19 protein-coding genes are annotated in these 22,283 nt (G+C 61.5%); 5 read left to right on the plus strand and 14 right to left on the minus strand.

The features are described 5' to 3' along the window. Positions 1–1,144: amidohydrolase (locus ACIPUB_RS06285; protein ID WP_407606601.1), on the plus strand; the 1,144-nt coding region annotated here is incomplete at its 5' end. Between the two features lie 75 nt (positions 1,145–1,219). On the opposite strand, the gene ACIPUB_RS06290 is transcribed toward ACIPUB_RS06285, so the two are convergent. Further along, positions 1,220–1,972 carry an IclR family transcriptional regulator gene (locus ACIPUB_RS06290; protein ID WP_407606602.1) on the minus strand — a complete coding sequence of 251 codons (753 nt, stop codon included), beginning with the start codon at positions 1,970–1,972 and terminating at the stop codon, positions 1,220–1,222. Between the two features lie 123 nt (positions 1,973–2,095). On the opposite strand from ACIPUB_RS06290, the gene ACIPUB_RS06295 reads away from it, so the two are divergent. From ACIPUB_RS06295 to ACIPUB_RS06305, 3 genes are read left to right on the plus strand one after another with little or no spacing between them, the layout of a single operon-like run. Beyond that, entirely contained in the window at positions 2,096–3,481 is a 1,386-nt protein-coding gene (locus ACIPUB_RS06295; RefSeq protein ID WP_407606603.1) for an SLC13 family permease, read from the plus strand. A 42-nt stretch (positions 3,482–3,523) separates the two neighbouring features. Then, entirely contained in the window at positions 3,524–4,744 is a 1,221-nt protein-coding gene (locus tag ACIPUB_RS06300) for a CaiB/BaiF CoA transferase family protein (protein WP_407606604.1), read from the plus strand. Beyond that, complete coding sequence (locus ACIPUB_RS06305) at positions 4,741–5,538, plus strand: enoyl-CoA hydratase/isomerase family protein (RefSeq protein ID WP_407606605.1); 798 nt, start codon at positions 4,741–4,743, stop codon at positions 5,536–5,538. Before ACIPUB_RS06300 ends, ACIPUB_RS06305 begins: the two co-directional genes overlap by 4 nt. An 89-nt stretch (positions 5,539–5,627) precedes the next feature. Here ACIPUB_RS06305 and ACIPUB_RS06310 read toward each other — a convergent pair whose 3' ends face one another. Continuing rightward, positions 5,628–6,725: an NAD(P)-dependent alcohol dehydrogenase gene (locus ACIPUB_RS06310; protein WP_407606606.1), complete on the minus strand. Its 1,098-nt coding sequence runs from the start codon at positions 6,723–6,725 to the stop codon at positions 5,628–5,630. Positions 6,726–6,993: 268 nt separating this feature from the next. Between ACIPUB_RS06310 and ACIPUB_RS06315 the strand changes: the two genes are divergently transcribed. Beyond that, entirely contained in the window at positions 6,994–7,437 is a 444-nt protein-coding gene (locus tag ACIPUB_RS06315) for a UPF0158 family protein (protein WP_407606607.1), read from the plus strand. Positions 7,438–7,440: 3 nt separating this feature from the next. Here the strand turns inward: ACIPUB_RS06315 and ACIPUB_RS06320 are convergent, their stop codons facing one another. The 12 genes from ACIPUB_RS06320 to ACIPUB_RS06375 form a co-directional block, all read right to left on the minus strand. Further along, positions 7,441–8,907: an amidase gene (locus ACIPUB_RS06320; RefSeq protein WP_407606608.1), complete on the minus strand. Its 1,467-nt coding sequence runs from the start codon at positions 8,905–8,907 to the stop codon at positions 7,441–7,443. Further along, complete coding sequence (locus tag ACIPUB_RS06325) at positions 8,904–10,181, minus strand: M20 family metallo-hydrolase (RefSeq protein WP_407606609.1); 1,278 nt, start codon at positions 10,179–10,181, stop codon at positions 8,904–8,906. The genes ACIPUB_RS06320 and ACIPUB_RS06325 overlap by 4 nt, the downstream gene beginning before the upstream one ends. A 54-nt stretch (positions 10,182–10,235) precedes the next feature. Next, positions 10,236–11,567, minus strand: coding sequence for an MFS transporter (locus tag ACIPUB_RS06330; RefSeq protein WP_407606610.1), 1,332 nt, complete (start codon positions 11,565–11,567; stop codon positions 10,236–10,238). Positions 11,568–11,716: 149 nt separating this feature from the next. After that, complete coding sequence (locus tag ACIPUB_RS06335) at positions 11,717–12,649, minus strand: LysR family transcriptional regulator (RefSeq protein ID WP_407606611.1); 933 nt, start codon at positions 12,647–12,649, stop codon at positions 11,717–11,719. A 166-nt stretch (positions 12,650–12,815) separates the two neighbouring features. Continuing rightward, positions 12,816–13,913, minus strand: a complete 1,098-nt coding sequence (locus ACIPUB_RS06340) for a DUF5937 family protein (RefSeq protein ID WP_407606612.1) — start codon at positions 13,911–13,913, stop codon at positions 12,816–12,818. A 65-nt stretch (positions 13,914–13,978) separates the two neighbouring features. After that, positions 13,979–15,343, minus strand: a complete 1,365-nt coding sequence (locus ACIPUB_RS06345; RefSeq protein WP_407606613.1) for an alpha/beta hydrolase domain-containing protein — start codon at positions 15,341–15,343, stop codon at positions 13,979–13,981. A gap of 46 nt (positions 15,344–15,389) precedes the next feature. Next, positions 15,390–16,193: an ATP-binding cassette domain-containing protein gene (locus ACIPUB_RS06350; protein ID WP_407606614.1), complete on the minus strand. Its 804-nt coding sequence runs from the start codon at positions 16,191–16,193 to the stop codon at positions 15,390–15,392. Further along, positions 16,190–17,044 (minus strand): ABC transporter ATP-binding protein, encoded by an 855-nt coding sequence (locus ACIPUB_RS06355; RefSeq protein ID WP_407606615.1) that lies wholly within the window; start codon positions 17,042–17,044, stop codon positions 16,190–16,192. Before ACIPUB_RS06355 ends, ACIPUB_RS06350 begins: the two co-directional genes overlap by 4 nt. A gap of 4 nt (positions 17,045–17,048) precedes the next feature. After that, positions 17,049–18,002 (minus strand): ABC transporter permease, encoded by a 954-nt coding sequence (locus ACIPUB_RS06360; RefSeq protein WP_302264167.1) that lies wholly within the window; start codon positions 18,000–18,002, stop codon positions 17,049–17,051. Further along, entirely contained in the window at positions 18,002–18,886 is an 885-nt protein-coding gene (locus ACIPUB_RS06365) for an ABC transporter permease (RefSeq protein WP_407606616.1), read from the minus strand. Before ACIPUB_RS06365 ends, ACIPUB_RS06360 begins: the two co-directional genes overlap by 1 nt. Before the next feature lie 115 nt (positions 18,887–19,001). Then, positions 19,002–20,567, minus strand: a complete 1,566-nt coding sequence (locus ACIPUB_RS06370) for an ABC transporter substrate-binding protein (protein ID WP_407606617.1) — start codon at positions 20,565–20,567, stop codon at positions 19,002–19,004. 839 nt (positions 20,568–21,406) lie between these two features. Next, on the minus strand, positions 21,407–22,192 hold the full coding sequence (locus tag ACIPUB_RS06375; RefSeq protein ID WP_407606618.1) for an isocitrate lyase/phosphoenolpyruvate mutase family protein: 786 nt from the start codon (positions 22,190–22,192) through the stop codon (positions 21,407–21,409). Between the last annotated feature and the right edge of the window lie 91 nt (positions 22,193–22,283).

A 22,283-nucleotide genomic window follows, 5' to 3' on the forward strand; every position in this document is an offset into this window, starting at 1 on the left:
CCCCGAGCTGTCGATGCAGGAGCACAAGACGGCCGACTACCTGGCCAAGCGCCTGGAAGAGCTGGGTCTGGAGGTGTTCCGCTGCGGCGGCACCGGGGTCGTGGGGGTGCTGCGCAACGGCGAGGGCCCGGTCATCGGGATGCGCGCAGACACCGACGGGTTGCCGGTCCTCGAAGACACCGGCCTGGACTACGCCAGCACCGCCACGGGCTTCCTGGATGACGGCACCGAGGTCCCGACCATGCATGCCTGCGGCCACGACACCCACATGGCCACCGCGTTGAAGACCGCCGAGCTCTACGCCGGCGCCAAGGACGCTTGGGCCGGCACCATCGTGTTCGTGCTGCAGCCCGGCGAGGAAACCGCCGCCGGAGCCCGCGCCATGGTTGAGGACGGGCTGTGGGACAAGGCCCCGAAGCCGGAGATTATGTTCGGCCAGCACGTGATGAACGGGCTCACCGGTACTGTGACGCTGCTGGCCGGCGCCGCGATGACAACCGCCGACTCCTTCAAGGTCACCGTCTTCGGCCAGGGTTCGCACGGCTCGATGCCGGAGCACTCCATCGACCCGATCGTGCTGGGCGCGTCCATGGTGCTGCGACTGCAGACCATTGTCTCGCGCCAGGTCGCCCCGCAGTCCGCGGCTGTGCTGACCATTGGGTCGTTCCACGCCGGGCTGAAGGAAAACGTCATTCCCGACCGCGCCGTGTTCACCATCAACGTGCGCACCTTCGAACCCGAGGTCAGGGACATCGTCCTCACCTCGATCCGGCGCATCATAGCCGCCGAGGCCGAGGCCTCCGGCGCACCTGAGCCGCTGATCGAGGACATCTCCAACTTCCCGCCGCTCTACAACGACCCGACCGAAACCGAAAAGCTGGCCGAGGAATTCCGCGCCGAGTTCGGCGAGGAGCGGGTGCTGCCCGGTTCGCCGGTCATGGGCAGTGAGGACTTCGGTGCGCTGGCCGCGGCGATCGACGTGCCTAGCGTGTTCTGGTTCTTCGGCGGCAACGACGCCAAGACCCTGGCAGCGGGCCACCCGCCGGCCAATCACTCGCCGTTCTTCGCCCCGGTCATCGAGCCGACGCTGAGCACCGGCGTGCAGGCCGCGGTCCGCGCGCTGTTCTCCAAGGTCGGCAAGTAACGACGAAGACTCGGCATCCGGCCAGATCCCCCGCGGGTCTGGCCGGATGTTTTTAACCCAATCCGAGGCCAGGCTTCAGCGTCGACCGCGCATCAGCCCGCTGATCTCATTGGCCGTTCGCACCACGGCCGTGCCGTATTCCTCGTACTTGGAAGACACTATTCGGCTCGACGGCCCGGAGATGGACACACAGCCCACCGGTGCACCCGTGGAGTTCATGATTGCGGCTCCCACCGAGGTGATTCCGTCACTCAGTCCCTCCTCGTTGATGGAGTAGCCGCGCTCGCGTGCCTCACGCACCAGTTTCCACACACTTTCCGGGGTCGTAGCCGTCTGCCCGCTGGTCTTTTCCAGCGGGCCCTTCAACACTCCCTGGACAAACTCGTCGGTGGATGCCCCAAGGAACGCGAGTCCAGTGGCCGAGGCATGGAGCGGAATCGGCGTGCCCAACGCCAAGAACGCGCGCAGGACATGCGGGGTATCGAGCCGTTCAATGACCACCAGGCAGTTTGAATCCGGGACACAAAGATGCACCGTTTCACGGGTATCCAGCTGAAGCCCATTCATCGGCCCAATGGCGATGTCGCGCAGGTCGACGCCCAGTCCTGCTCGGGCAGTCACTGCATAGGCGTGGAAGCTCAGCGACCAGGTTGCATCTCGCATATCACTTTGCTCCACCCAACGCATATCCCTGAGCGTCGTGAGCATCCGCAGGACCGTGGCCTTTGAACCGCCGGTCCTTCTCGCGATATCCGAGAGGCCAATGGGCTGGTGCTCCGAGATGACCTCGATGATCTGCATTGCCGACTTCACGCTTTGTGTACTCAACCCGTACGCCCCAATTTCGCCTCTTGCCCAATCCTTGTTTGTGATATAGCTTACAGCCAATGCAGCAAAATGAACCGTCGGTTCACTAGTTGAACCAATGCAAGTTTTTGTGAAAGGACCACAGTGACTTCTCAGATCATTGCCTTGATAGTTTTTGTAGGCATCTTCGCCTTGGCCACGATTCGCAAGGTGCACTTGGGCGTCATCATGTTCGCCGGTGCCGCAGGTGTTGGCATTTGGCTCGCCGACATGGAGATGAAGCAGGTTGTTGCCGGCTTCCCGATCTCCATCCTGGTGTTGCTCGTTGGCGTCACCTACTTCTTCGCCATTGCGCAGGCAAATGGCACCGTGGACAAGATTATCGAATCCGCCATCTCGAAAGTCGGGGACAATGCCTTCGTTCTCCCCATTGTGTTCTTTGCCCTGACCGCAGGTATCTCCGCGATGGGCTCACCGCTTGCCGGTTTGGTGATGACGCCAATAGGTATGCCGCTGGCCAAGAAATACGGCATCGACCGGATGCTGATGGGGCTGGCCATCGGATGCGGCCTGAGCGCCGGCGGTTTCGCTCCCACTAGCCTCTTTGGCATCGTTACCTACGGAACCGCCCATTCGGTCGGCATTCCGTTGAACCCGTTGTTGCTGTTTGCCGTGGCGCTCGGCGCCAACATCGTTTTGCTTGCGGGAGCATATGTCATGTTCGGGGGATTCAAGTTGCTCAAGACCCTGGCACCGGGTGAATTCGGACCGGCCATTGCACCGGGCTTCGCCACCAAGGACCCCCTTCCTGCCCATCCTTTCGAACGCGAGGGCATCTCCAAGCGAAGCGCACAAATCGCGCGCGGCGGATTGAATACACTCCAACGCACAGAAACCCCCACTGCGGTTCGTCCACGAATGAACCCAACGCAACTGATCACCGTGCTGTGCATGGCCGGATTGGTGGCCAGCGTCATCGCCCTCGCGCTCTTCGGGCTGGATCCGGACATCGGAGTCCTTTGCTTTGCCTTCGCTACTGTCATGACACTGGTGGATCCCAAGACCGGAAAGACCGCAGTGGGCAAAATCGATTGGTCCACGGTTCTGATGGTCGGTGGCATCATCACCTTCGTCGGAGTGCTGCAGAAGATGGGCGCGGTCGAGCTCTTGGGCGATGCCGCAAGCCAGATCGGAAGCCCATTGATCGCGGCCCTTGTCATTTGCCTGATCGGCGGGCTGGTTTCGGCCTTCGCGTCGACCACCGGAATGCTCGCGGCCCTGGTGCCCCTGGCCATCCCGCTGGTGGCCTCGGGCGACATCGCCGGCTGGGCATTAATCGCGGCGCTTGGAGTCTGTTCCTCGATCGTGGACGTATCCCCGTTTTCAACGGTGGGAGCCACACTGGTGGCCACCGTCGATGAAGAGGAACGTCCGCGCATCAACCAGCTGTTGACCCGGTGGGGCATGTCCATGGTCGTGATCGGCCCGCTGGGCCTGGTCGGCGCCCTTGTGCTGCCAACCATGTTCTAGTTCCCCGCCATTTCCGATTCATTTCGTCCCAAGGAGGACACCTTGCTGCCATTGAGCGGTATTCGCGTCATCGACCTCAGCCGAGCACTGGCCGGCCCCTACTGCACTGCATTGCTCGCGGACATGGGGGCGGACGTCATCAAGATCGAGACCGTCACCGGCGGGGACTCGTCGCGGTCCTGGCCGCCGTTTGACGGCAACCACAGCCTGTATTTCGACTCCACCAACCGGAACAAGAAGTCGTTCTCGCTGGATCTCTACAGCGAATCCGGACGCCAGTTGCTCACCGAGCTGCTCGCGGATGCCGACGCGCTCGTGGAGAATTTCAAGCCCGGAACCATGGAAAAGATGGGGCTCGGGGCCGAACGGCTACGTGCACTCAACCCGCGACTCATCGTTTCCTCCATCACCGGCTACGGCACGGCAGGACCATGGAAGGACCGGGCCGGACTGGACCAGGTCATCCAGGCCGCCTCTGGGCTAACCTCAGTCACCGGCAAGAACACGGAGGAAACCTACCGCGTCGGCGTTCCCGTCATCGATATAGCCACCGGCATGATCTCCGCCTTCGCCCTGGTCAGTGCGCTCTACGCACGGGCCCAGGGATGCGAAGCACAGAACGTCTCCACCTCGCTGTTCGAAACCGCGCTGGGGCTTTCGGCATTCCAGGGACAGACCGCGCTCTCGCAGGACCGGGCACCGGAACCCCAGGGCAACAACCACCCGACCATCGCCCCCTACGGGGCCTACGCAACGGCCGGCGACGACATCGTTCTGGCCGTTGCCACCGAGCCGCAGTGGGCGGCATTCTGCTCGGTGCTCGGCAGGACCGAGCTGACCGAAAATCCCCGTTTTGCCACCGGCAGGGACCGGGCCGTGCACCGCGAAGAGCTCAACGCCCTGGTCACCCGGGAGCTGGCGACCCGCCCCGCCGCCGCATGGATCGAGGATCTCAACGCCGTGGGAATCCCCAGCGGGCCGGTGTTCGACTACCTGCAGGCGGTGAACAGCGACCAGGCCCGCGCGCTCGGGCTGATCGCCGAAACCCAGCGAGCCGACGGCACCAACCTGCGGATCCTGCGCGGTCCGGTCAGCATCGGCAATGCCCCCACACCGGTGCGCCATGCCCCGCCCGTGCTGGGCGAGCACAGCCGAGAGATCCTCACCGGCATGGGACTGGACAACGAACAGATCGACCGACTGATGGCTGAGGGCATCGTGCGGGAACCGGCTGTCCTGGCCAGGAGCGGGGCAAAGGCATGAGCGCGACGACGCTGGCCGGCCGCATCGCCAGCGAAGTCTGCGGGGATGTCGGCGCCATCGTGATCGAGAACCCGCGCCAGCGCAATGCGCTGACCCGGGACATGTGCCTCGAGCTTGCCAAGCAGGTGCGCCGGCTCGATGCCGACCCGAAGGTCAAGGTCATCACGCTGCGTGGAAGCGGGCAGGACTTTTCGGCCGGCGCCGCTATCAACGAGCTGCACCAGGTCTTGTTCGACGAGGGCCCGGACGGGGAAAGCATCGACCACCTCAGCGCCGCCGATGCCGCGATCGGGGCGGCACGCAAGCCGACCGTGGCGCTGGTGCGCGGGACCTGCATGGGAGGGGGGTGGCAGATTGCCTCGGCCTGCGACATTAGCATCGCCGCCGATTCCGTCAAGCTTGCGGTGACGCCGTCCAAGCTCGGCATTATCTATCCGCGCAGCGGCGTCGAACGCCTGGTCCAGCGTCTCGGTGCCGACAAGGCCAAGTACGTGCTGTTCAGTGCGGATCTGATTCCCGCGGAGAAGGCAGCGGCCTGGGGGCTGCTGACGGATGTGGTTCCCGAAGCCGACTTCGAGGCCCTCAGCCAGGGCCTGGTCGCCCGCATGGCCACGCGCTCGCAATATTCGATCCGCACCATGAAGAAGCTGATCGATTCCTTGGTTTCCGGAAGCGGCGCGGAGGATGAGCTGTGGCGCGAGGAGTGGGCCAAGCTGCCAGCCAGCGAGGACTTCGCCGTCGGCCAACGCGCGTTCCTGGAGGGCGGGCGGCCCCGGTTCACGTGGGGCGGCTGAGTCCGGCACCGGTCCATTCCTGCGGAAGGGTGGGCGGACATGCGCCAGCTGGCACATGTCCGGCCACCCCACTACGGGATCCGTAGGCGCTAGAACACGATGACCGGCTTGAGCGTCGATCCGTCTGCGGAATCGGCGAAGGCCTGGTTGATGTCCTCAAACGGATATTTCTTGATCAGTTTGTCGAAGGGGAACAAGCCCTGGGCGTGCAGGCTGATCAACCGGGGAATGAATTCCTTGGGCACCGCATCCCCCTCGATAACCATGCTGACCTTGATACCGCTGAGCAGCAGGGTACCGATGTCGAACGGTGCTTCGGTTCCGAGCTTCGCGGCACCGACCAGCGCGCCGTGGCCCCGGGTGGCCAACGATTGCGTCATCTGCGAGAACACCGGAGGCACCCCGGTGGTGTCCAACGCGTAGTTGGCCCCTCCTCCGGTGATTTCCTTGATTGCCTCGACCGGGTCCACTTCCTTCGAGTTCACGGTGTGGGTGGCGCCCAACTCCTTGGCGAAGGCCAGGCGCTCGGGAACGATGTCCACCATGATGATGGTCGTGGCGCCGGAGGCCTTGGCGGCAAGCATTCCGGCCATGCCCACCGCACCGGTGCCAAACACCGCGATGGAGGATCCGGGCTTCGGTTCCAGGACATTGAGCACGGCCCCGGAACCGGTCATGATGCCGCAGCCCAGTGGCCCCAGGATCTCCAGCGGCACGTCGTCGGGGACCTTGACCGCCCCATGGGCCACAACATTGGTGTACTCCGAGAAAGATGACTGGCCGAAGAAGTGCGAGCCAATCGACTCCTGACCATCGGAGAATGCGGTCGAGCCGTCCGGGCGCTTGACCCCGAAGTTCCTGTCGTAGAAATTCACGCAGTACATCGGGTGCCCGGCGAGGCATTGCGCGCACCGGCCGCAGAAGGCAGGGCCGATGACGATCTTGTCTCCCACGTAGAATCCCTGCACGTCGGACCCTACTGCCTCGACGATTCCGGCACCTTCGTGGCCCAACACCACAGGCAGCGGAACCGGGTACCACTGGTCACGGATGATCGCGTCGGTGTGGCAAACGCCGGAGGCGACGATCTTCACCCGGAGTTCGTCGGGACGGGGGTCATCGACCTCAACCTCCCGGATCTCCAGATCGGTCTTGGGGGCAACTGCAACTGCTGCTCTGCTCTTCATGTCTCTTCCCTTCACCCATGGTGCTCAAGATCGAATTTCATGGTGTTGCGCAGACGTGGACCAGCCTTCGGCGCAGTGGTGCGATGGGGAGGGAATCCCGACTGGACGCGGGAACCGGCATCGCTCACTTCCTTCATACCAGCCCGGCTTCTTTTGGTATACGGGAATGATGGAAGTGATCGGGGCGGGCGCGGCCCCCTTGCGCGATGCCCCGCCCAGGCGCGAGGCTGGTTGGTGTCATCACACATCCCCGCGGCAAGGAAGCAAGATGCTAAAGCTTGAAGACCTCGATCTGGACATGATCGCCGGCTCCATGCAGGATGACCGCTCCATGGGTGCAGAGTTCTACCTGGACCTGGAAACTGGAGACGTTCTCATGCCGGGATTTGGCGATGACGAGGACTTCGACCTCGAGGATGAAAAGTACGTGTACATCGATCGCCTCGAATCCTACGAGTCGTTTCAGCACATGGAGGATTTCACCTCCGCATTGCCCGAGGGCAAGGCCCGCACAGAACTGGAGCAGACGCTGATCCGCAGCAAGCCGTTCCGGCATTTCAAGGACGTGCTGGGCCACTACCCGGAGGAACGCGAGGCTTGGTACAGGTTCAAGGACGAGGCCATGCGGCGGGTGATCATCCGGTGGCTGGTCGGCATCAAGGCCATCGAGGACCCCGATCCCGACGGCACCTTTGAGGACGGGACCGAGTAGGTCCTACCCCAGGGGCGGGAAGCCCGGGCCTGGAACCAGGAACTCGACCGCAGCGGCAACCCGGAACGCCATGGCCTCGTCAAAGGGGTGGGCGACGACCTGCACTCCGGTGGGCACCGAGTCGATGGACATCCCGCTCGGAACCGCAACGACCGGGCAACGGTTGGCGACATTGAACGGGCTGGTCAGGTGTGCCTCCCAGTAGTGGCCCAGGTGCCCGCTCGCGGTGTCGATCCCGTCCAGATAGTCCCCGTCGGCGGCCAGCGAGGCCACCGCCGAGGTCGGGCACAACAGCGCATCCAAACCCTCCATCGCCGCGGCCAGCTCCCCCTGGAGCGCATGGTCCATGGCCAGGGAATCCACCAGGGAGTGCCGTTGTGCCGCCGCGGCCGCGTCCGTGATGAACCGGGCCGTGTAGGCCGCCAGCTCGGACTCGGTGCCGGCGGTCTCCGCCGCCATGGCCGGGCCCAGGATGTGCCCGAAGTGGGCGAAGGTCGTTTCGGTGATCCGCGCGGTGGTCCAAGGCAGTTCAACCGGGACGATCACCGCTCCCGCGGCTTCCAGCGCCCGGGCGACCTTCAGGGTGTTCTCCCTAATTTCGGGCGTCACCGGGTAGTCGCCCAGCGTGAGGGACAGTCCGATGCGCAGCCCGGTCACGTCCCTGCCGGCCAGCAGGTTGCTTCCGTTCCCGCCCCAGGAGCCGTGATCGGCGTGGTGGCGACCGGACATGACCGAGGCCAGCAGCGCGGTGTCGGCAACGGTGCGACCCATGGGTCCATCTCCCCGGTACCAGTCGGCGGCCAACACACCGGCTGCCGGGATCCTGCCATACGGGGCCTTGTATCCCACGGTGCCGGTGAACCCGGCAGGGATGCGGGTGGACCCGGCAATGTCCGAGGCAGTGGCCAGCGTGGCGAACCCGGCGGCCAGTGCGGCCCCGGAGCCGCCGGAGGATCCGCCCGGCGAGGCCGGGGCGTTCCAGGGGTTGCGGGTGATGCCCCACATGGGTGAATGGGTGGTGGTGGCGCAGCTGAATTCGGGGCTCGTGGTGCGGGCGTGGATGATGCCGCCGGCCTCCTTGATCCGTTCGATGACAGGGTGGTCCTCGGTGGCGATGCGTCCGCGGTGAACTGCCAGTCCCTGTTCAAGCTTGCGCCCGGCGATCCCGTGCTTTTCCTTGGCCGCGACGGTGAGCCCGAGTAGCGCCGGGGCGTCCCCGCCCTCCCTGGCCAGGCGGACGTACGTGTCCGCTGCATTGCTTGCCCGCTCGCGCGCGGTGTCCAACATGGTCTCGGTGAAGGCGTTGATGCCGGTTTCCCGGTCTCCGTTGTGGGTCTCGATCCGCTGGATCTGCGCCTCGAGCACCTCGAGGGGCGAGAATTCCAGGGCCCGGAAGCCTGCCAGCAGCTCGGTGGCCGGGCGCAGCGCCAGCGAGGTGTCCTGCTTGGCGGCTGTGGTTGCGATTCTCATGATGCGCTTGCCTTCGTAAGTTCCCGGGCGTCGGGAGTGCCCGGTGCCAGCGCGCCGCCGGCCATCTCCCAGGCCACCTCGGCCAGGGCGCGCACGCCGTCGAGCATGTCCGCATCGGTGGTGAATTCGCGTTCGCAGTGGCTGACCCCGTCCACCGAGGGAATGAACATCATGACGGTGGGGACGATGCGGTTCATGGCCACCGAGTCGTGCCCGGCCATGGTGCGGATCCGGCGCACCGAAAGCCCCAGGTTTGCGGCGACCTTCTCGGTCAGTTCCAGCCCGTCCTCGGGGTAGTACTGGATCCCGCGGACGTCGAAGTCGTTGACGTTGATGCGGATGTCGTGGTCCTTGGCGATCTGGGCAATGTCGGCCAGCAGTGACGCCCGGGCCTCGGCGACGATGTCCGGTGAGGCGGAGCGCAGGTCGGCGACAAGGTGCACGCGGCGGGCGACCACGATCGGGGAGTTCGGTTCCAGGGTCAGCTGGCCCACAGAGGAAACCAGGGCCTCGTCGGCAAACTTCGCCGTGACGTCGTGGACCAGCAGCACCACCTTGGAGGCGGCAACCAGTGCATCGTGGCGGTCGGCCATGGCCGTGGCGCCGGTGTGGGACTGTTCGCCGAGCACCTCGACGTCCAGCTTCTGGGTGTACCAGGAGTAGTCCACGGCGCCCAGGGTGATGCCCTCGCGCTCCAGGATCCGTCCCTGCTCGATATGGATCTCCGCGTAGCCGGCGATTTCGGGGCGCTCGTCGGTGCCCAGGTAGCCGATGGCACCCAGCGCCTCGGCGACGGTGGTGCCGGCCAGGTCCTTCACGGCCAGCATCTTCTCTTGGTCCATCAGCCCGGCGAAGACCGAGGATCCCATGATGGAGGGGGCGAAGCGCCCGCCCTCCTCGTTGAACCAGTTCACCACGGCCAGGTTGAAGACCGGCGTGGTGCCCGTGGCGGCCAGACGCTCGGCCACCTGTTCGGCCGCATGCAACCCGGCCAGCACGCCGTAGGCTCCGTCGAAGCGCCCGCCCAGCGGCTGCGAATCCAGGTGCGAACCCAGCAGGATGTAGGGTGCACCGGGGACCAGTTCAACCAGGGCGAACATGTTCCCGATCCCGTCGACGCGCACCTCCCAGTTCCGCGTCCGCGCGAAGGCGGCAAACCAGTCGCGGGTGGTCTTGTCCGCCTCGGTGGCGGCCTGGCGCTCGACGCCGTTGTTCTCGGTCGCCCCGATTCCGGCGACGTGGTGGAAGTCGGTCTGGAATGTTGCATCGCTCATGGGGGGGTGCTCCTTGCAGTGGTTCGGTGGTTCGCGTCGGGTGTCGGGAAGTGCTCAGCCGACGCGGTGGTGGGTCTCCGGGACCTTGGTGAGGGTCAGCAGCAGGAATACGATCACCGCTGCACCCGCCATGTAGTAGCCCGGTGCCGCGCTCAGCCCGGTCTGGGAAACCAGGAAGGTTCCGACAAAGGGGACCGATCCACCGAAGATCGCGTAGCCGACGTTGTAGCTGATGGCGGCCGAGGTGAAGCGGGTGCGGGTGGTGAAGATTTCCACGAAGAACGTGTAGCAGCCGCCGCCGTAGATGCACATCGGGACCACGAAGAGCAGCTGACCGGCAATGGCCAGCGGCAGGGAGCCGGAGGTGACGAGCATGAAGCACGGGATGGACAGCAGGGCCAGTGCCGCGGAGCCCGCGATCAACATCGGCTTGCGGCCCACCTTGTCGCCGACGATCCCGCCGACGGGCAGCAGCAGCGCGTAGAAGAGCATGGCCGTGGCGTTGGCCAACAGCGACTGGTCGCGGCTGAGGTTTCCGGTGACCTGGACGTAGGACACGAAGTAGCCCGAGAGGAAGTAGAAGCCCATGGCGGTCAGGCCCATCACGAAGATGACCTGCAGCATGCGGACCTTGTTCTCGGCGAAGGCCTCGCGCAGGGGGCTGTATTCCTTGGAGGTTTCCTTGGCCAACACGGCCTTGAAGGCCTCGGATTCCTCGGTCTTTGAACGGATCCACAGGCCGAAGAAGGCCATGGGCAGGGCCAGCAGGAACGGGATGCGCCAACCCCAGGACATGAACGACTCGGAGGACATGGAGCTTGAGAGCACCAGGATCAGCGTTCCGCCGAAGACCGAGGGCAGTGCGGTGGCGGCCAGGGTGATGTTGAGCCAGAAGCCGCGCTTGTTGATCGGTGCGTGTTCGAAGACGAAGGCCGGTGCCCCGACCGATTCGCCGCCGGCGGAGAACCCCTGGATCATGCGGCAGAGCACGAGCAAGATGGGGGCAGCCGCGCCGATGGCAGCGTGGGTGGGCAGCAGGCCGATCATCGCGGTGGCCGCACCGATGGACAGCAGCGTGATGAACAGGACCTTGCGGCGCCCGATCTTGTCCCCCAGCGCCCCGAAGAACAGTCCGCCCAGCGGGCGGACCAGGAAGGCGACGCCGAAGGTTGCGAAGGTGGCCAGGAGCCCGGCCAGGGCGCTGGTGCCCGGGAAGAAGAGCTGAGAGAGCACCACTGCGGACAGACCATAGAGGGTGAAGTCGTAGAACTCGATGAACTGGCCGATGCTGCCGCCGGCGAGCACCCGCTTTTGCATGCCATTGGCGGACTTGCGCTCTTGTTTAAGCACTGCCTGCGGCTCTTGTGAATGGATCTCGGTCTTCATCGACGCTCCTGAGTGTGCGGTCCGCTTGCCCCATTGGCTCAAGCGGCGGCTTTTGATGTTTACCCTTGGAACCATTGTGGTGATCGCTGTCACATAGGTCTAACGGATTATTTCGGTTAGGTCCATCGAGCGAATCGATGGGAATTCGGTCAGGCAGAGGTCGATTGACCGGAGACAGACCCGTAGAGCCCGATACAGACCTGCTCGAACGCGAGCGATTTGCGGGTCGGTTTGGCTCCCACGGGGCGCACTAGCGACATCTCGATCGGCGGCAGGTCCTCGATGATGTCAAGGGGCACCACGGAGCCGCCGGCATAGGTCAGTTCGTTGGTCAGCCGCTGGTTCAGCAGCGAATACCCGTGGCCGCGGGCCACATAGGAGCGCACCGTCTCGTAGCCGGAGACGACGTGGCGTATGGATGGTCGGATCCCGAGCTGGCTGAACATGTCCAGGTAGTACTCGCGGGTGTGTTTGGCATCCAGCAGGATCAACGGCTCGTCGGCGAAGTCCCGCAGACTGACCGGCGTATGCGGGTTGGCGGCCCGCGGATGGTTGGCCGGGACCAGGACGCGCGGCGGGATCCGCTCCAGGACCCGCCGGTCGAACTCGGTGCCCACCCCCTGGTCGTACATCAGCGCCAGCTCGCAGACTCCGTCAAGCAGCGCTTGGCGCAGCGACTCCTGGTCTCCCTCGTGGAAACTGACCTTCACATTGGGGTGCGCGGCCTCGAATTCCTGCAGGATGACGGGGGCCTTGAACGGTGCCAGCGGCGAGTACATTCCCACCACCAGCTCCCCTGCGAGCGCTTCGCCCTCGTCGAGGACCGCTTGGTAGAGCAGGTCGGCCTCCTCCAGAAAGGCCTGCGAGCCCAACAGCAGGCGCTTGCCGGAAGGGGTCAGCCGCAGCCCCTTGCTGGAAAGCCGGGTGAACAGGGACGCGCCGAATTCCTCCTCGAGCCGGGCGATGGCCGAGGAAAGCGTGGACTGGGTGACGTTCAGTTCGGCCGCCGCCGCGGTCATGTTCTCCAGCCGTGCCACCGCACCGAAGTAGCGCAGCTGTACCAGCGTGAAGGATTTGCTCATGAGTGCATTATGGAGGAGTTTCGCACTTTTGAGTAAGCCACCCCTGTTTGATCGAGATTCGCAGATTTCCGTGCAGACATACTCCAGATGCCGCCTGGCGGTGTCCCAGCCACACAATGACCGGACCTCAATCTGGAACCCCTTCAACGTTTTTCAATGTTTTGGTTTACTTCACGATTCGGGTCAAAAATTCATAGCCAATGGAATAGACAACATTCATTCGAAGACGATGCTTGACCATTTTGCCATCCCGTATCGATTCAAGAAGTTCTGCTTCTCTGAGTTTCCGGAGATGGCGCGATACCTGCGGAGCTCCAATGCCAAGTCGTCTGGATAGATCGCTGGTGGTGCAATATTCGTTTACGAGGTGCCGACACAGCTCCAAACGGGCGCTATCAGCTAGGACTGCCATTTGATTTTGGATTTCGTGGATGCTTCTGTTGACGGTTCCCATGTCAGAGATCGGGAATTGCACAATGATGGGGATCTCGTAGCCCGCGTACTCGTCGTCGTACTTCACGACCACGTGAGGCTTCGTCAGGTTACTTGGGACAAGGACGAATTTGCGACCGCTGCCATTGACGAAGGCATTCTGAAGTTTGTCATAAGCGACCTGAGAGGTCTGTGGAAAGAAATGTGCGCCTGGAGTCAAAGAGGCCAGCACCATCGAAGCGGATCCCCCGGCCAGCCGTCGTTGGACTTCAACTTCGCTGGCTTTAAGCCGAGCGGAACCAGATTCCCAGCGCGAGTGAAAGCAGGTGTCATGGAAAGTTCGCAGAAACGCAGTCAGGACCTGACGGAAGAGCTCGGGATCGCGAGCCAAACGAGCCCCTAGCTCTTCGCGCTCTTCACTCCGTGTCCGGCAGATCTCTAGAAAATCAGCACGGTCGTTGCTGTCGTTCATGATGTCCAGGGTACGGTCGGATCGACCACCGATGATCGCTTGAACGCTCATCTGCACAAATGCTTCGAGAGGCAGCGCTGCGACGCTTGCCAGCTCAGAATCGAAGCCTTGGTTAGCGCTAGAGTTCAATGGCATTAATGCGCGGAATCTGAATCGCGCCCACAGCGGTGAGAACGAACGCATGGTCCGTCTCAACTGAGCGGATATTTCGGCATCAATCGCTTTGAGTTCTCGCGAGAGTTCAAGATGATGGCCAGGCTCCGCAATGCAATGGAGCATGGCCATCATCTCGGCCATCTCTGAAACCCTGACAGTAACATTCGCTGGTTCGACGTCGGTCAGGTCAAAGATGATCGGCATGAGACGAGCTTAGCTGACCTCGGCTAGCGACAAGGAGCATCACAACCCCAAGGTAATAACCGCATTTAGAAGCGCAATTCCTCTGCAGAAAGGCGCAGCTCTTCAGCATCAACACGGTGCAAAAACCCTTGCAACGTCAGCCGGTCAATAACTCGAGCAAGGACACGACGGTAGCTATCAATATCGCCATAGATCTCTTGCAAGCGCTGTCCATCAAACGGTGTCTCATTGCCGTGGTACCACGAGGGCCGACCCATGGGCGTCGCAGCTACGAGGGTCGACGTCGGCGCATCCGTGTAGGTGCTTCGCACACCTCCACGAGCGTTGCCCCACTGATCACGCGAAATGGTATCGGTGTGCCCCTCGGTTTCGAGTAATTGGGAGGGAGGCGGCACTAGCTTTCCTTCAGCCCAATCTGCAAGCAGTCCCAGTAGTGCTCCGTAAATATGGGAATTCGGGAAGGTCGACCAGTGTGCTCCGGGAGGCAGCGGGCAGTCCTTGAGTCTAAGTACATCCTTCTGACTCATATGGCGTGTTTCCCGATGTGCCATCCCCGCGATCTCGTAAAGGCGGAATGTTTCGGAATCTGCTCGGCGATGGCTCAGTCCGCGAACCTGCCCAGATACCCCGCAATCCCAGCGAACGGACTGGAATTCCGCTTCACCCAATACCTCAATCACCGGAACGTCTATATCCGGTAGTGATTCACCGCCTGAGGCTCCAGGCAGGTATCCGTCAAAGAGGGGCCCTCCATCGGCCCGGCGCTTGGCATGGTGGTGTTGCTCGACAAAGCGACGAACCACACCGCCGGTCTGGGATATCCCGGCGAAGAGAAGGGTCTTGACTTCCGAATTCCTGATTCCCGGCAGCCCGCCACGAAGTGCATGTGCGACCTGTGCAATGATTTCAAATGACTGGGGTGTCGCCTTCCACCATCGTTCCTTGAACGCATCGTATTGTTCAGCAAGAATCTCAGGGCTTGGGTTCTCTGTGAAGGGAATCGATCCTGCGAAGTCGCTTGCCAGCTCCCCCGCCGTAAACACCATGTCTCGATACCGTTCGGGATTGCCTCCCTGGATCAGGTCCAGCGCCGACGGAGCCTGTGAGTCAATTTCTATCCACATGTACCCATCACGCATCAGCGCACGGTTGTAGGCGCGCCAGACCGAGGTTCCTCCCCAGATATGACTTACCTCCGTGAGCGTTCGACCATTGAATTTGCCCATGTCTTCAGGCCGTCGAACTAAGATGCGTGTGAGAAATGGTGCCTCGGCTGCGTTACCCGAGACAAAATATTCTTCCTGGATGTATCCGTATGAGGGCATTCGTTCGGTTCCGTAGGATTCGAGCACAACGGCTCGATTTCCTTCGGTTTCCGGGATCGGGCCCGAAATTTGGGCGCACGGAACTAGGGTCTGTGAGGTGGTCATGTTCTAAATCTCCTGTTTTGAAGCCAAATGCCAGCGAGAGAGCGCGCTAAAGACTGGGCGAAGAGTCCAGCAATGTACGCGTGTATGCGCTTTTCGGGTTAGCGAAAACGTCTTCCGCTGACCCGTTTTCCATAATTTTCCCGTTGTAAAGCACCGCTACCTGATCACTCATGAATTCCACGACGGCCATATCGTGGCTCACGAAGATCATCGAGAGGCTTCGCGATTCTTGGATGTCCTTGAGTAGGTTCAAGACGCGTGCCTGAACCGAAACATCCAGCGCGGAAACCGGTTCGTCAGCAACGATAAGTTCCGGTTCAAGTGCCAAACCGCGTGCAATAGATATACGTTGCCGCTGGCCACCTGAGAACTCATGCGCGTAGCGTCCCAACCAGCCCTCGGCCAGCTGCACTTCATCTGCAAGGGCTCGAGCCCGTATGCGACGTTCCTCGGCAGAATATAGATTCTGTACGCGCATCGGCTCTTCAATGAGCTCTTGCAAACTCATCCGCGGATTCAGCGAATTTGATGAATCCTGAAAGATCATCTGCATCTTGCGACGGTACAAACGCAATTCGTCTTTGCCCAAGGCGAAGATGTCTTGACCCAGAACGCGGACAGACCCAGAGGTCGGTTTGATGAGCCCAATGGAGATTCGACCCAGGGTGGACTTTCCGGATCCGGATTCGCCGACCAGCCCCACGACTTGATTTCGTTTGACCGAAAGCGAGGCGTTGTCTACGGCGACGTGTTTGGAACGCTTGAACATGCCGCCAACATTGAACTCTTTGCTGACGTTGGTAAGCTCCAGTACGAGGTCGTTTTGGGTTTCGAGCTGATCCGTTTTCATGGCGTCACCTTTGAATAGATGGACTTATCGATCACCGGGAGTCGGTGTGGTTGACGGCCCAGCCGCGGCGCCGCTTCCAAAAGGCCTTGGGTGTAACCAGACTTCGGGTTGGCAATGACTTCTTGGGTAGCGCCCTGCTCCATTTCGTAGCCATCCAGCATGACGACGACGTCGTCGGTATATTGCGACACCAAACCAAGGTCGTGGCTGATCAGGACCAATGCCAGGTCGAGGTCATCGCGCAATTTCAGCAGCAAATCCAGGATCTGTTTTTGAATAGTGGCGTCCAGGGCGGTTGTCGGTTCATCAGCGAGCAGCAGGGCCGGGTTGCAAGAAATACTCATGGCGATCATGACGCGTTGTCGCATGCCCCCGGAGAGCTGGTGAACGTAGGATCCCAGTACACCTCGCGTCGGAGGAATCCCCACGAGATCCAGCAGCTCACTGGCGCGATTATGTGCCTGTTTTTTGTCCAGGCCCAAGTGCATACGCATGGGACGAATCATTTGCTCGCCAATAGTCATCGTCGGGTGCAGCGCACTCATTGGTTCTTGAAAAATGAAGCCGATCTCGGAACCGCTTAGTTTGCGCCGTTCTGCATGAGTCGCTGTGAGCAGATCTTTGCCCTTGTACAGGATTTGGCCCGAAGCAACCGCCACATCCGGCAGGATCCCCATGATCGCGGTGGCAGTCATGGATTTTCCGGAACCGGATTCGCCGACAACGCCCAGTGTCTTCCCCGCTTCAAGCGAGAAGCTCAGCGAATGTACGACTCTGCTTGGACCTTCTGGCTTGAGGATGTCGACGTTCAGGTCGCAAACTTCGAGTAACACTTTTTCACCTACGCGCATGGCGCTAGTCCTTGCTGTCTATACGGATACGCGGATCGATCAGTGCACAGACCACATCCACCAAGAGATTCACCAACACAAAGATGATGGCAATGAGGAAAATGCATCCTTCAATGAGCGGGTAGTCACGGCGATCTACGGCTGTGAGCAGTAGCTTGCCCAATCCTGGAAGCGAGAAGACGTTTTCGGTAACTACTGCGCCTCCGAGCAATGAAGCCATGGAAAGCCCAACCACCGTAACTACCGGTACCAGCGCCGCGCGGAATACATACTTTCCAGTAATGGTCTTCTCGCCAAGGCCCTGAGCACGCGCGGTATTGACGAAAGGCTGGAATTTCGCATCCAGGACGCCATTACGTGAATACCTGAAGAGCGTGGCTGCCTCCAAGACGCCCAGCGCCAGGGCCGGCATCGCCATGAAGGAGAGAAACTGAACGAAGTTTTCCGTTGGGGCCACATAGCCGGCGACAGGGAACCATCGTAAGATCACACCGAACACCAAGACCATCAAGATGGCCAGCCAGAACGTCGGCATGGCAATGCCGACCGCCGAACCAACGACCATGGCCTTATCGGTGATCTTTGATGTGGTTGATGCCGCAATCGCTCCCAGAAGTGGGCCAAGCAAGACGGCAACAATCAATGCCAGAACGGCAAGTTGGGCAGTCACTGTGGCTGCAGCAAGGACTAGCTCGCTCACCGGGGCCCGGAGAAATATCGAGTCCCCGAAATCGAATCGCACCATACGTCCGAGCCAGACAATGAATTGAAGGATGATGGGCTCGTTGAGTCCCATCTCTTCTCGAAGCTTTTCAATGTCAGTAGCAGTGGCTTCTTCGCCAAGGATGACCGCGGCGGGGTCTCCGGGAGTCAGCCGCAGCAATACGAAGAGCAGAACCATGGGCACGGCGATGGTTGGCAGCAACGCCAATAGGCGCTTGAGAATGTAATTGAGCATTAGTGCTGTCCTTCCTTTGACGTGACCTTGGCAAGTGTCTTGAGTTTTGCGAGGCCCGCGATGCGACGTGCTCGAGGATCCATGGAGTCTCGCAGCCCGTCACCTAGGAGAATGAGGCCCAGCACCGTAACCAAAATGGCCGCACCGGGGAATACGCCGATCCACCAGGCAACGGCGATGTATTTCTGCGCGGCCGAGAGGCTGGCACCCCAGCTCGGTACTTCGGGTGGGATTCCGATGCCCAAGAAGCTCAAGGCAGCGATGGAGAGCACAGTTGCAGCGAAACCCATTGTTGCTTGCACGATCAGGACGGAGACGGCTTCTGGGGCAACATATTTGGAGAGAATCCAAGAGTCCTTGGCACCCATTGCCCGGGCAGATTCGACCATGGGAGTCGATTTCACGCTGAGTGATGCCGAACGAACCACGCGCGCAATCGGGGGAATCAAGACCACTGTTAGTCCGAAGACCACCGGCCCTACGCCCCGGCCTAGAACGCCAACCAGGCTCATAACCAAAATGATGTTTGGGAACGACATCATCCCATCGATGATGCGCATGACCACTGCGTCAACCTTTGGGAAGTACCCGCAGATGATTCCGATCAGGTAACCGATGACTATGGCCAAGACCGTACAAAGCGCGGAGATTCCGAGGGCAGTTTGGGCACCAAAGAGCAGCATGGTCCACATGTCGCGCCCTTGGTCATCAGTACCCAGCGGGAATGCCGCTTGGGGCGCTTTCAGCCGGTTTACCGGATCGACAAAATTTGGGTCCCCGCCAAGAACCGGCGCTAACAGGGCTAGGCAGGCCACCAGTAAAATGATGACTGCACCCGTCATCGCTGAGGGGTCCCTTAGCAAGGCCTTTAATGTTGGTTTCATGTTTCTCTTCTTATCTGCGAACGATCAACAGCGAGATTTCTTGCGCAGGCTGGGGGTGGTTCCGTCATCTTGAATCACACAGAGACGGAACCACCCACCCACACCCTCGGTGTGCTTAGTTGCCGATCCATACGTTATAGAAGCCGCGCACAGTCCCTTGCGTCGGTTCAAACCCACCGATACTGGCTCCGATTACGCTCAACCGCGGTTCGTGCCCGAGCTTCACAAATGGCAACTCGTCCCAGATCAGCTGTTGCATTTCATTCCAGGCAGGCAGACGGGCTTCGATGTTTTTGCCCGCAGTGACATCAGCCATCAACGACTTCTTTTCATCCGTGGTCCACCATCCCGGGAAATCGTCGTTGAGGAACACTACTGTCAGCGGATCCGAATAGGCGGTACCGCCGGCAAGGAAGATATCCCACTTGGAGGGATCAGTGCGGGCGGAGCCGAATGTGGCCGCGTCCATGGCCTGCAGGTCCACTACGAAACCGATGCCCTCCAGTTGCTGCTTGAGCAGGGGGCCGTAGCCATCGGAGTCGGGGCGGTACAGCACTCGGACCGGCGTGCCGTCGTATCCTGCTTCTTGCAGCAGAGCCTTACCGGTATCGACATTCCTGTTCTTGTAAATATCTGCACCGGCATCCGAATACCATGGTGAGCCCTTGGGGAACAGGCTCGAGTCATCAGCAAAGTACTCGGTCCCGCCAAGTTGCTGGGTGGCGATCGCTACCGGATCTACGGAGTTCAACACCGCCTGGCGCATTTTCAGATCTGCCATCAGTCCGGATTTGTTGTTCAGCTGCAGCAGCGAGAATCCAGCACCCTCACTCACCACCGGTTCCAGTGATGGGTCCGCCTCATAGACAGAAAGCTGATCCATGCTCATGAACTGTGGAACGATGTGCGCCTGACCGGTACGAACTTGGTTCAGGGCATTGGCGTCGTTAAAGGGGATGAACTTAATCGTGTCAGCATAGGCTGTCTTGGCCCCGGTCGCACCATCTGCTTTTTCGCTGCGTGCGGCGTAGTCGTCAAAACGCGAGATGACGGCTTGCTGGTCGGTCGCGAAGCTGTCCAGCTTGTAGGGACCGGTGCAATCCAGTGAGGTCAGGTCCCCTGAACCGGCCGCTTCCAATGAAGCGGCTGACATGATGTAGGCACCAGTGTCCGGTGTTGCCAGCAGCGCTGGGATGGCACCCGACGGTTGGTTCGTGGAGATGGAAACGGTCAGCGGGCCAGCCGCGGAAATTTCCTTGGTCAATGAGCTGAACAGCTCACCGGCATCCCCGCTGCCATAACGCTCCAGCGAGGCGACCACATCAGCTGCCGTCAGTTCGCCGCCGCCATGGAATTTGACGCCTTCACGAATCTTGATGGTGTAAACACCGGTCTGTTCGTCATACTCGTAGCTTTCGGCAAGCCCGTTGTCCACCGTGGTGTTCGCTGCGTTGGCAAAGAGGCCCTCGCACGTTGAGGCTGCAACCATCCAGTTCGACCGCGAGGTCGTAACATATGGGTCGATCATCGCTGGGAGTGATGCAACGACAAGCTCACCACCGGTAACCGGTTCGCTGGATCCGGCAGCAGCATCCGAGCTTGGTCCGCCGCCGCAGGCAGAGAGTGCCATTGCGGCACAGAGCAGAGTGCCGATCTTCACAGCACTACGTTTCGAAATCATGGCGCAGCCTTTCAATAAATTCCAGGTGGGGAGCCCGCGAGTGGGGTTCAATCAGAGTAGGGGGTTTCGAATGTGATACCCGTTTCATTTACCGCAGTCGCGGTAACTGAAAAGTATGCAGGGCCTGGGGGTTGGTTTCCATCCGAAATTCTTGATCGTCCGGGACATCAGAAGTACATGTCGACAGCCAACAATGATCTGCACCGTGAACCGTCCTGTGGTCGGCCCCTTCATTCGGGTTTTCTCCGCAGCCATATCGCCCACGACCTGGAACACCACTGAGGCCGATAGCCGTGGCACCATCGGAGTACGCCAGATCCACGACGAAGTGAGTTGTGGTGCCGGGTGAACAAAACCGGGCAGGTGGGTCTCATGATCGTGCACGACCCCTCAGGGCGCTGATCCCGATGACTACTTTTTCACCACCGATCTCACTGCCCGCGCGGCACACGTCCTCTCTCGTCATGTTGCACGCTGGAGGATCGAGGTCCCCTTCCGGGATGCCACGTAAGACCTCGGCGGGCACGACCCGCAGTCCCGATAGCGGCATGGGCCCGAACGGGCAGCCGCACCGTCGCCATGGTTGCATGCCGCCACATGGTGCTGGTATCTGGAAGCCCACCCTGACGGGCGGACGGCGATCGTCCGTCCGTGGGACCGATCCAAGGCCGGCCCAAGATTCATCGCTTGTCCGGCCGCGCTACGACGGGCGATATGGTCCCGCAACGTCCCGCGAACCGGCCGAGCGGCGGAATTTGGCATTGATACGCGCGCCCGACCGCAAACCCACCGGCGTCACCGTGGGGCAACCGGAAAATGCTGTCGGGCCGTGCGGGGATTTAGCCGGCGGAGTCCAGCTGGAAGGCCTCCAGGCGTGCCTGCATTTCCCGATACGGCGTGGCGGCCGGGATCGGCATGCCGTCGCGCAGGGCGTTGACACTCTCCACTGCGGCGTCCACCGCGGCGCGGTATGGCAGGGATCCGGAGCTGACACGACGCACGCCCAGCTTCCCCAGTTCGGCAACGCCCAGCGTGTGATGGGCCAACACATTGACCGGCAGCCCGATCCCGGCGGTGATCCCGCGAATATCGTCCGCGGCCACAACCCCGGGGGCAAAGATCCCGTCGGCGCCGGCGTCGGCATAGGCAGTGGCGCGGAGCAGGACGGCATCCACCGTGGCCTGCTCGGAGAACCAGAAGTTGTCCACCCGGGCGTTGATGAATACCCCGGGGCTGCGTTGCCTGATGGCGGCGATCTTGGCGGCAACCGTTGCGGGATCCACCAGGTGCCCGTCCCGGCTGTCCTCAAGGTTGATCCCGGCCACGCCCAGTATTGCCAGTTCGGCGACGAACTCGGCGACCTCGGTGGGGTCCTCGGAGTAGCCGTCCTCGATGTCGGTGGTGACGTGCAGGGGCAAGCGCACAAGCTGCGCCGCGAGCGCAAGGGTTGCACTCTTGCTGACCCCGTAGCCATCAGGCATGCCGGCGCTTGCAGCGATGCCGAAGCTGGTGGTGCCGACTGCCGGGTAGCCCGCCGCCGCAAAGGACAGTGCCGAGCCCACGTCCCAGGCGTTGGGCAACAAGAGTGGCGCATCCTGGTGGTGGAGTTCGTGAAACGTGGCCATGTTCTTTTCCGTCCCGAGCCATGAAGAAGTGGATTTCTCCCAGCCTACAAGCGCGGCCATGACGGACAAGGGGCCGTCCCCTGCAACTGCC

Source organism: Paeniglutamicibacter sp. ORCA_105, from assembly GCF_045798545.1.
Lineage (GTDB): Bacteria > Actinomycetota > Actinomycetes > Actinomycetales > Micrococcaceae > Paeniglutamicibacter > Paeniglutamicibacter sulfureus.

What these genes read in the sequence shown, in the direction of transcription:
- ACIPUB_RS06345 (WP_407606613.1), bottom strand. Translation starts at nt 15,343, where the DNA reads ATGACCACCTCACAGACCCTAGTTCCGTGCGCCCAAATTTCGGGCCCG.
- ACIPUB_RS06370 (WP_407606617.1), bottom strand. Translation starts at nt 20,567, where the DNA reads ATGATTTCGAAACGTAGTGCTGTGAAGATCGGCACTCTGCTCTGTGCC.
- ACIPUB_RS06305 (WP_407606605.1), top strand. Translation starts at nt 4,741, where the DNA reads ATGAGCGCGACGACGCTGGCCGGCCGCATCGCCAGCGAAGTCTGCGGG.
- ACIPUB_RS06350 (WP_407606614.1), bottom strand. Translation starts at nt 16,193, where the DNA reads ATGAAAACGGATCAGCTCGAAACCCAAAACGACCTCGTACTGGAGCTT.
- ACIPUB_RS06330 (WP_407606610.1), bottom strand. Translation starts at nt 11,567, where the DNA reads ATGAAGACCGAGATCCATTCACAAGAGCCGCAGGCAGTGCTTAAACAA.
- ACIPUB_RS06320 (WP_407606608.1), bottom strand. Translation starts at nt 8,907, where the DNA reads ATGAGAATCGCAACCACAGCCGCCAAGCAGGACACCTCGCTGGCGCTG.
- ACIPUB_RS06340 (WP_407606612.1), bottom strand. Translation starts at nt 13,913, where the DNA reads ATGCCGATCATCTTTGACCTGACCGACGTCGAACCAGCGAATGTTACT.
- ACIPUB_RS06315 (WP_407606607.1), top strand. Translation starts at nt 6,994, where the DNA reads ATGCTAAAGCTTGAAGACCTCGATCTGGACATGATCGCCGGCTCCATG.
- ACIPUB_RS06365 (WP_407606616.1), bottom strand. Translation starts at nt 18,886, where the DNA reads ATGAAACCAACATTAAAGGCCTTGCTAAGGGACCCCTCAGCGATGACG.
- ACIPUB_RS06325 (WP_407606609.1), bottom strand. Translation starts at nt 10,181, where the DNA reads ATGAGCGATGCAACATTCCAGACCGACTTCCACCACGTCGCCGGAATC.
- ACIPUB_RS06375 (WP_407606618.1), bottom strand. Translation starts at nt 22,192, where the DNA reads ATGGCCACGTTTCACGAACTCCACCACCAGGATGCGCCACTCTTGTTG.
- ACIPUB_RS06360 (WP_302264167.1), bottom strand. Translation starts at nt 18,002, where the DNA reads ATGCTCAATTACATTCTCAAGCGCCTATTGGCGTTGCTGCCAACCATC.
- ACIPUB_RS06335 (WP_407606611.1), bottom strand. Translation starts at nt 12,649, where the DNA reads ATGAGCAAATCCTTCACGCTGGTACAGCTGCGCTACTTCGGTGCGGTG.
- ACIPUB_RS06355 (WP_407606615.1), bottom strand. Translation starts at nt 17,044, where the DNA reads ATGCGCGTAGGTGAAAAAGTGTTACTCGAAGTTTGCGACCTGAACGTC.
- ACIPUB_RS06310 (WP_407606606.1), bottom strand. Translation starts at nt 6,725, where the DNA reads ATGAAGAGCAGAGCAGCAGTTGCAGTTGCCCCCAAGACCGATCTGGAG.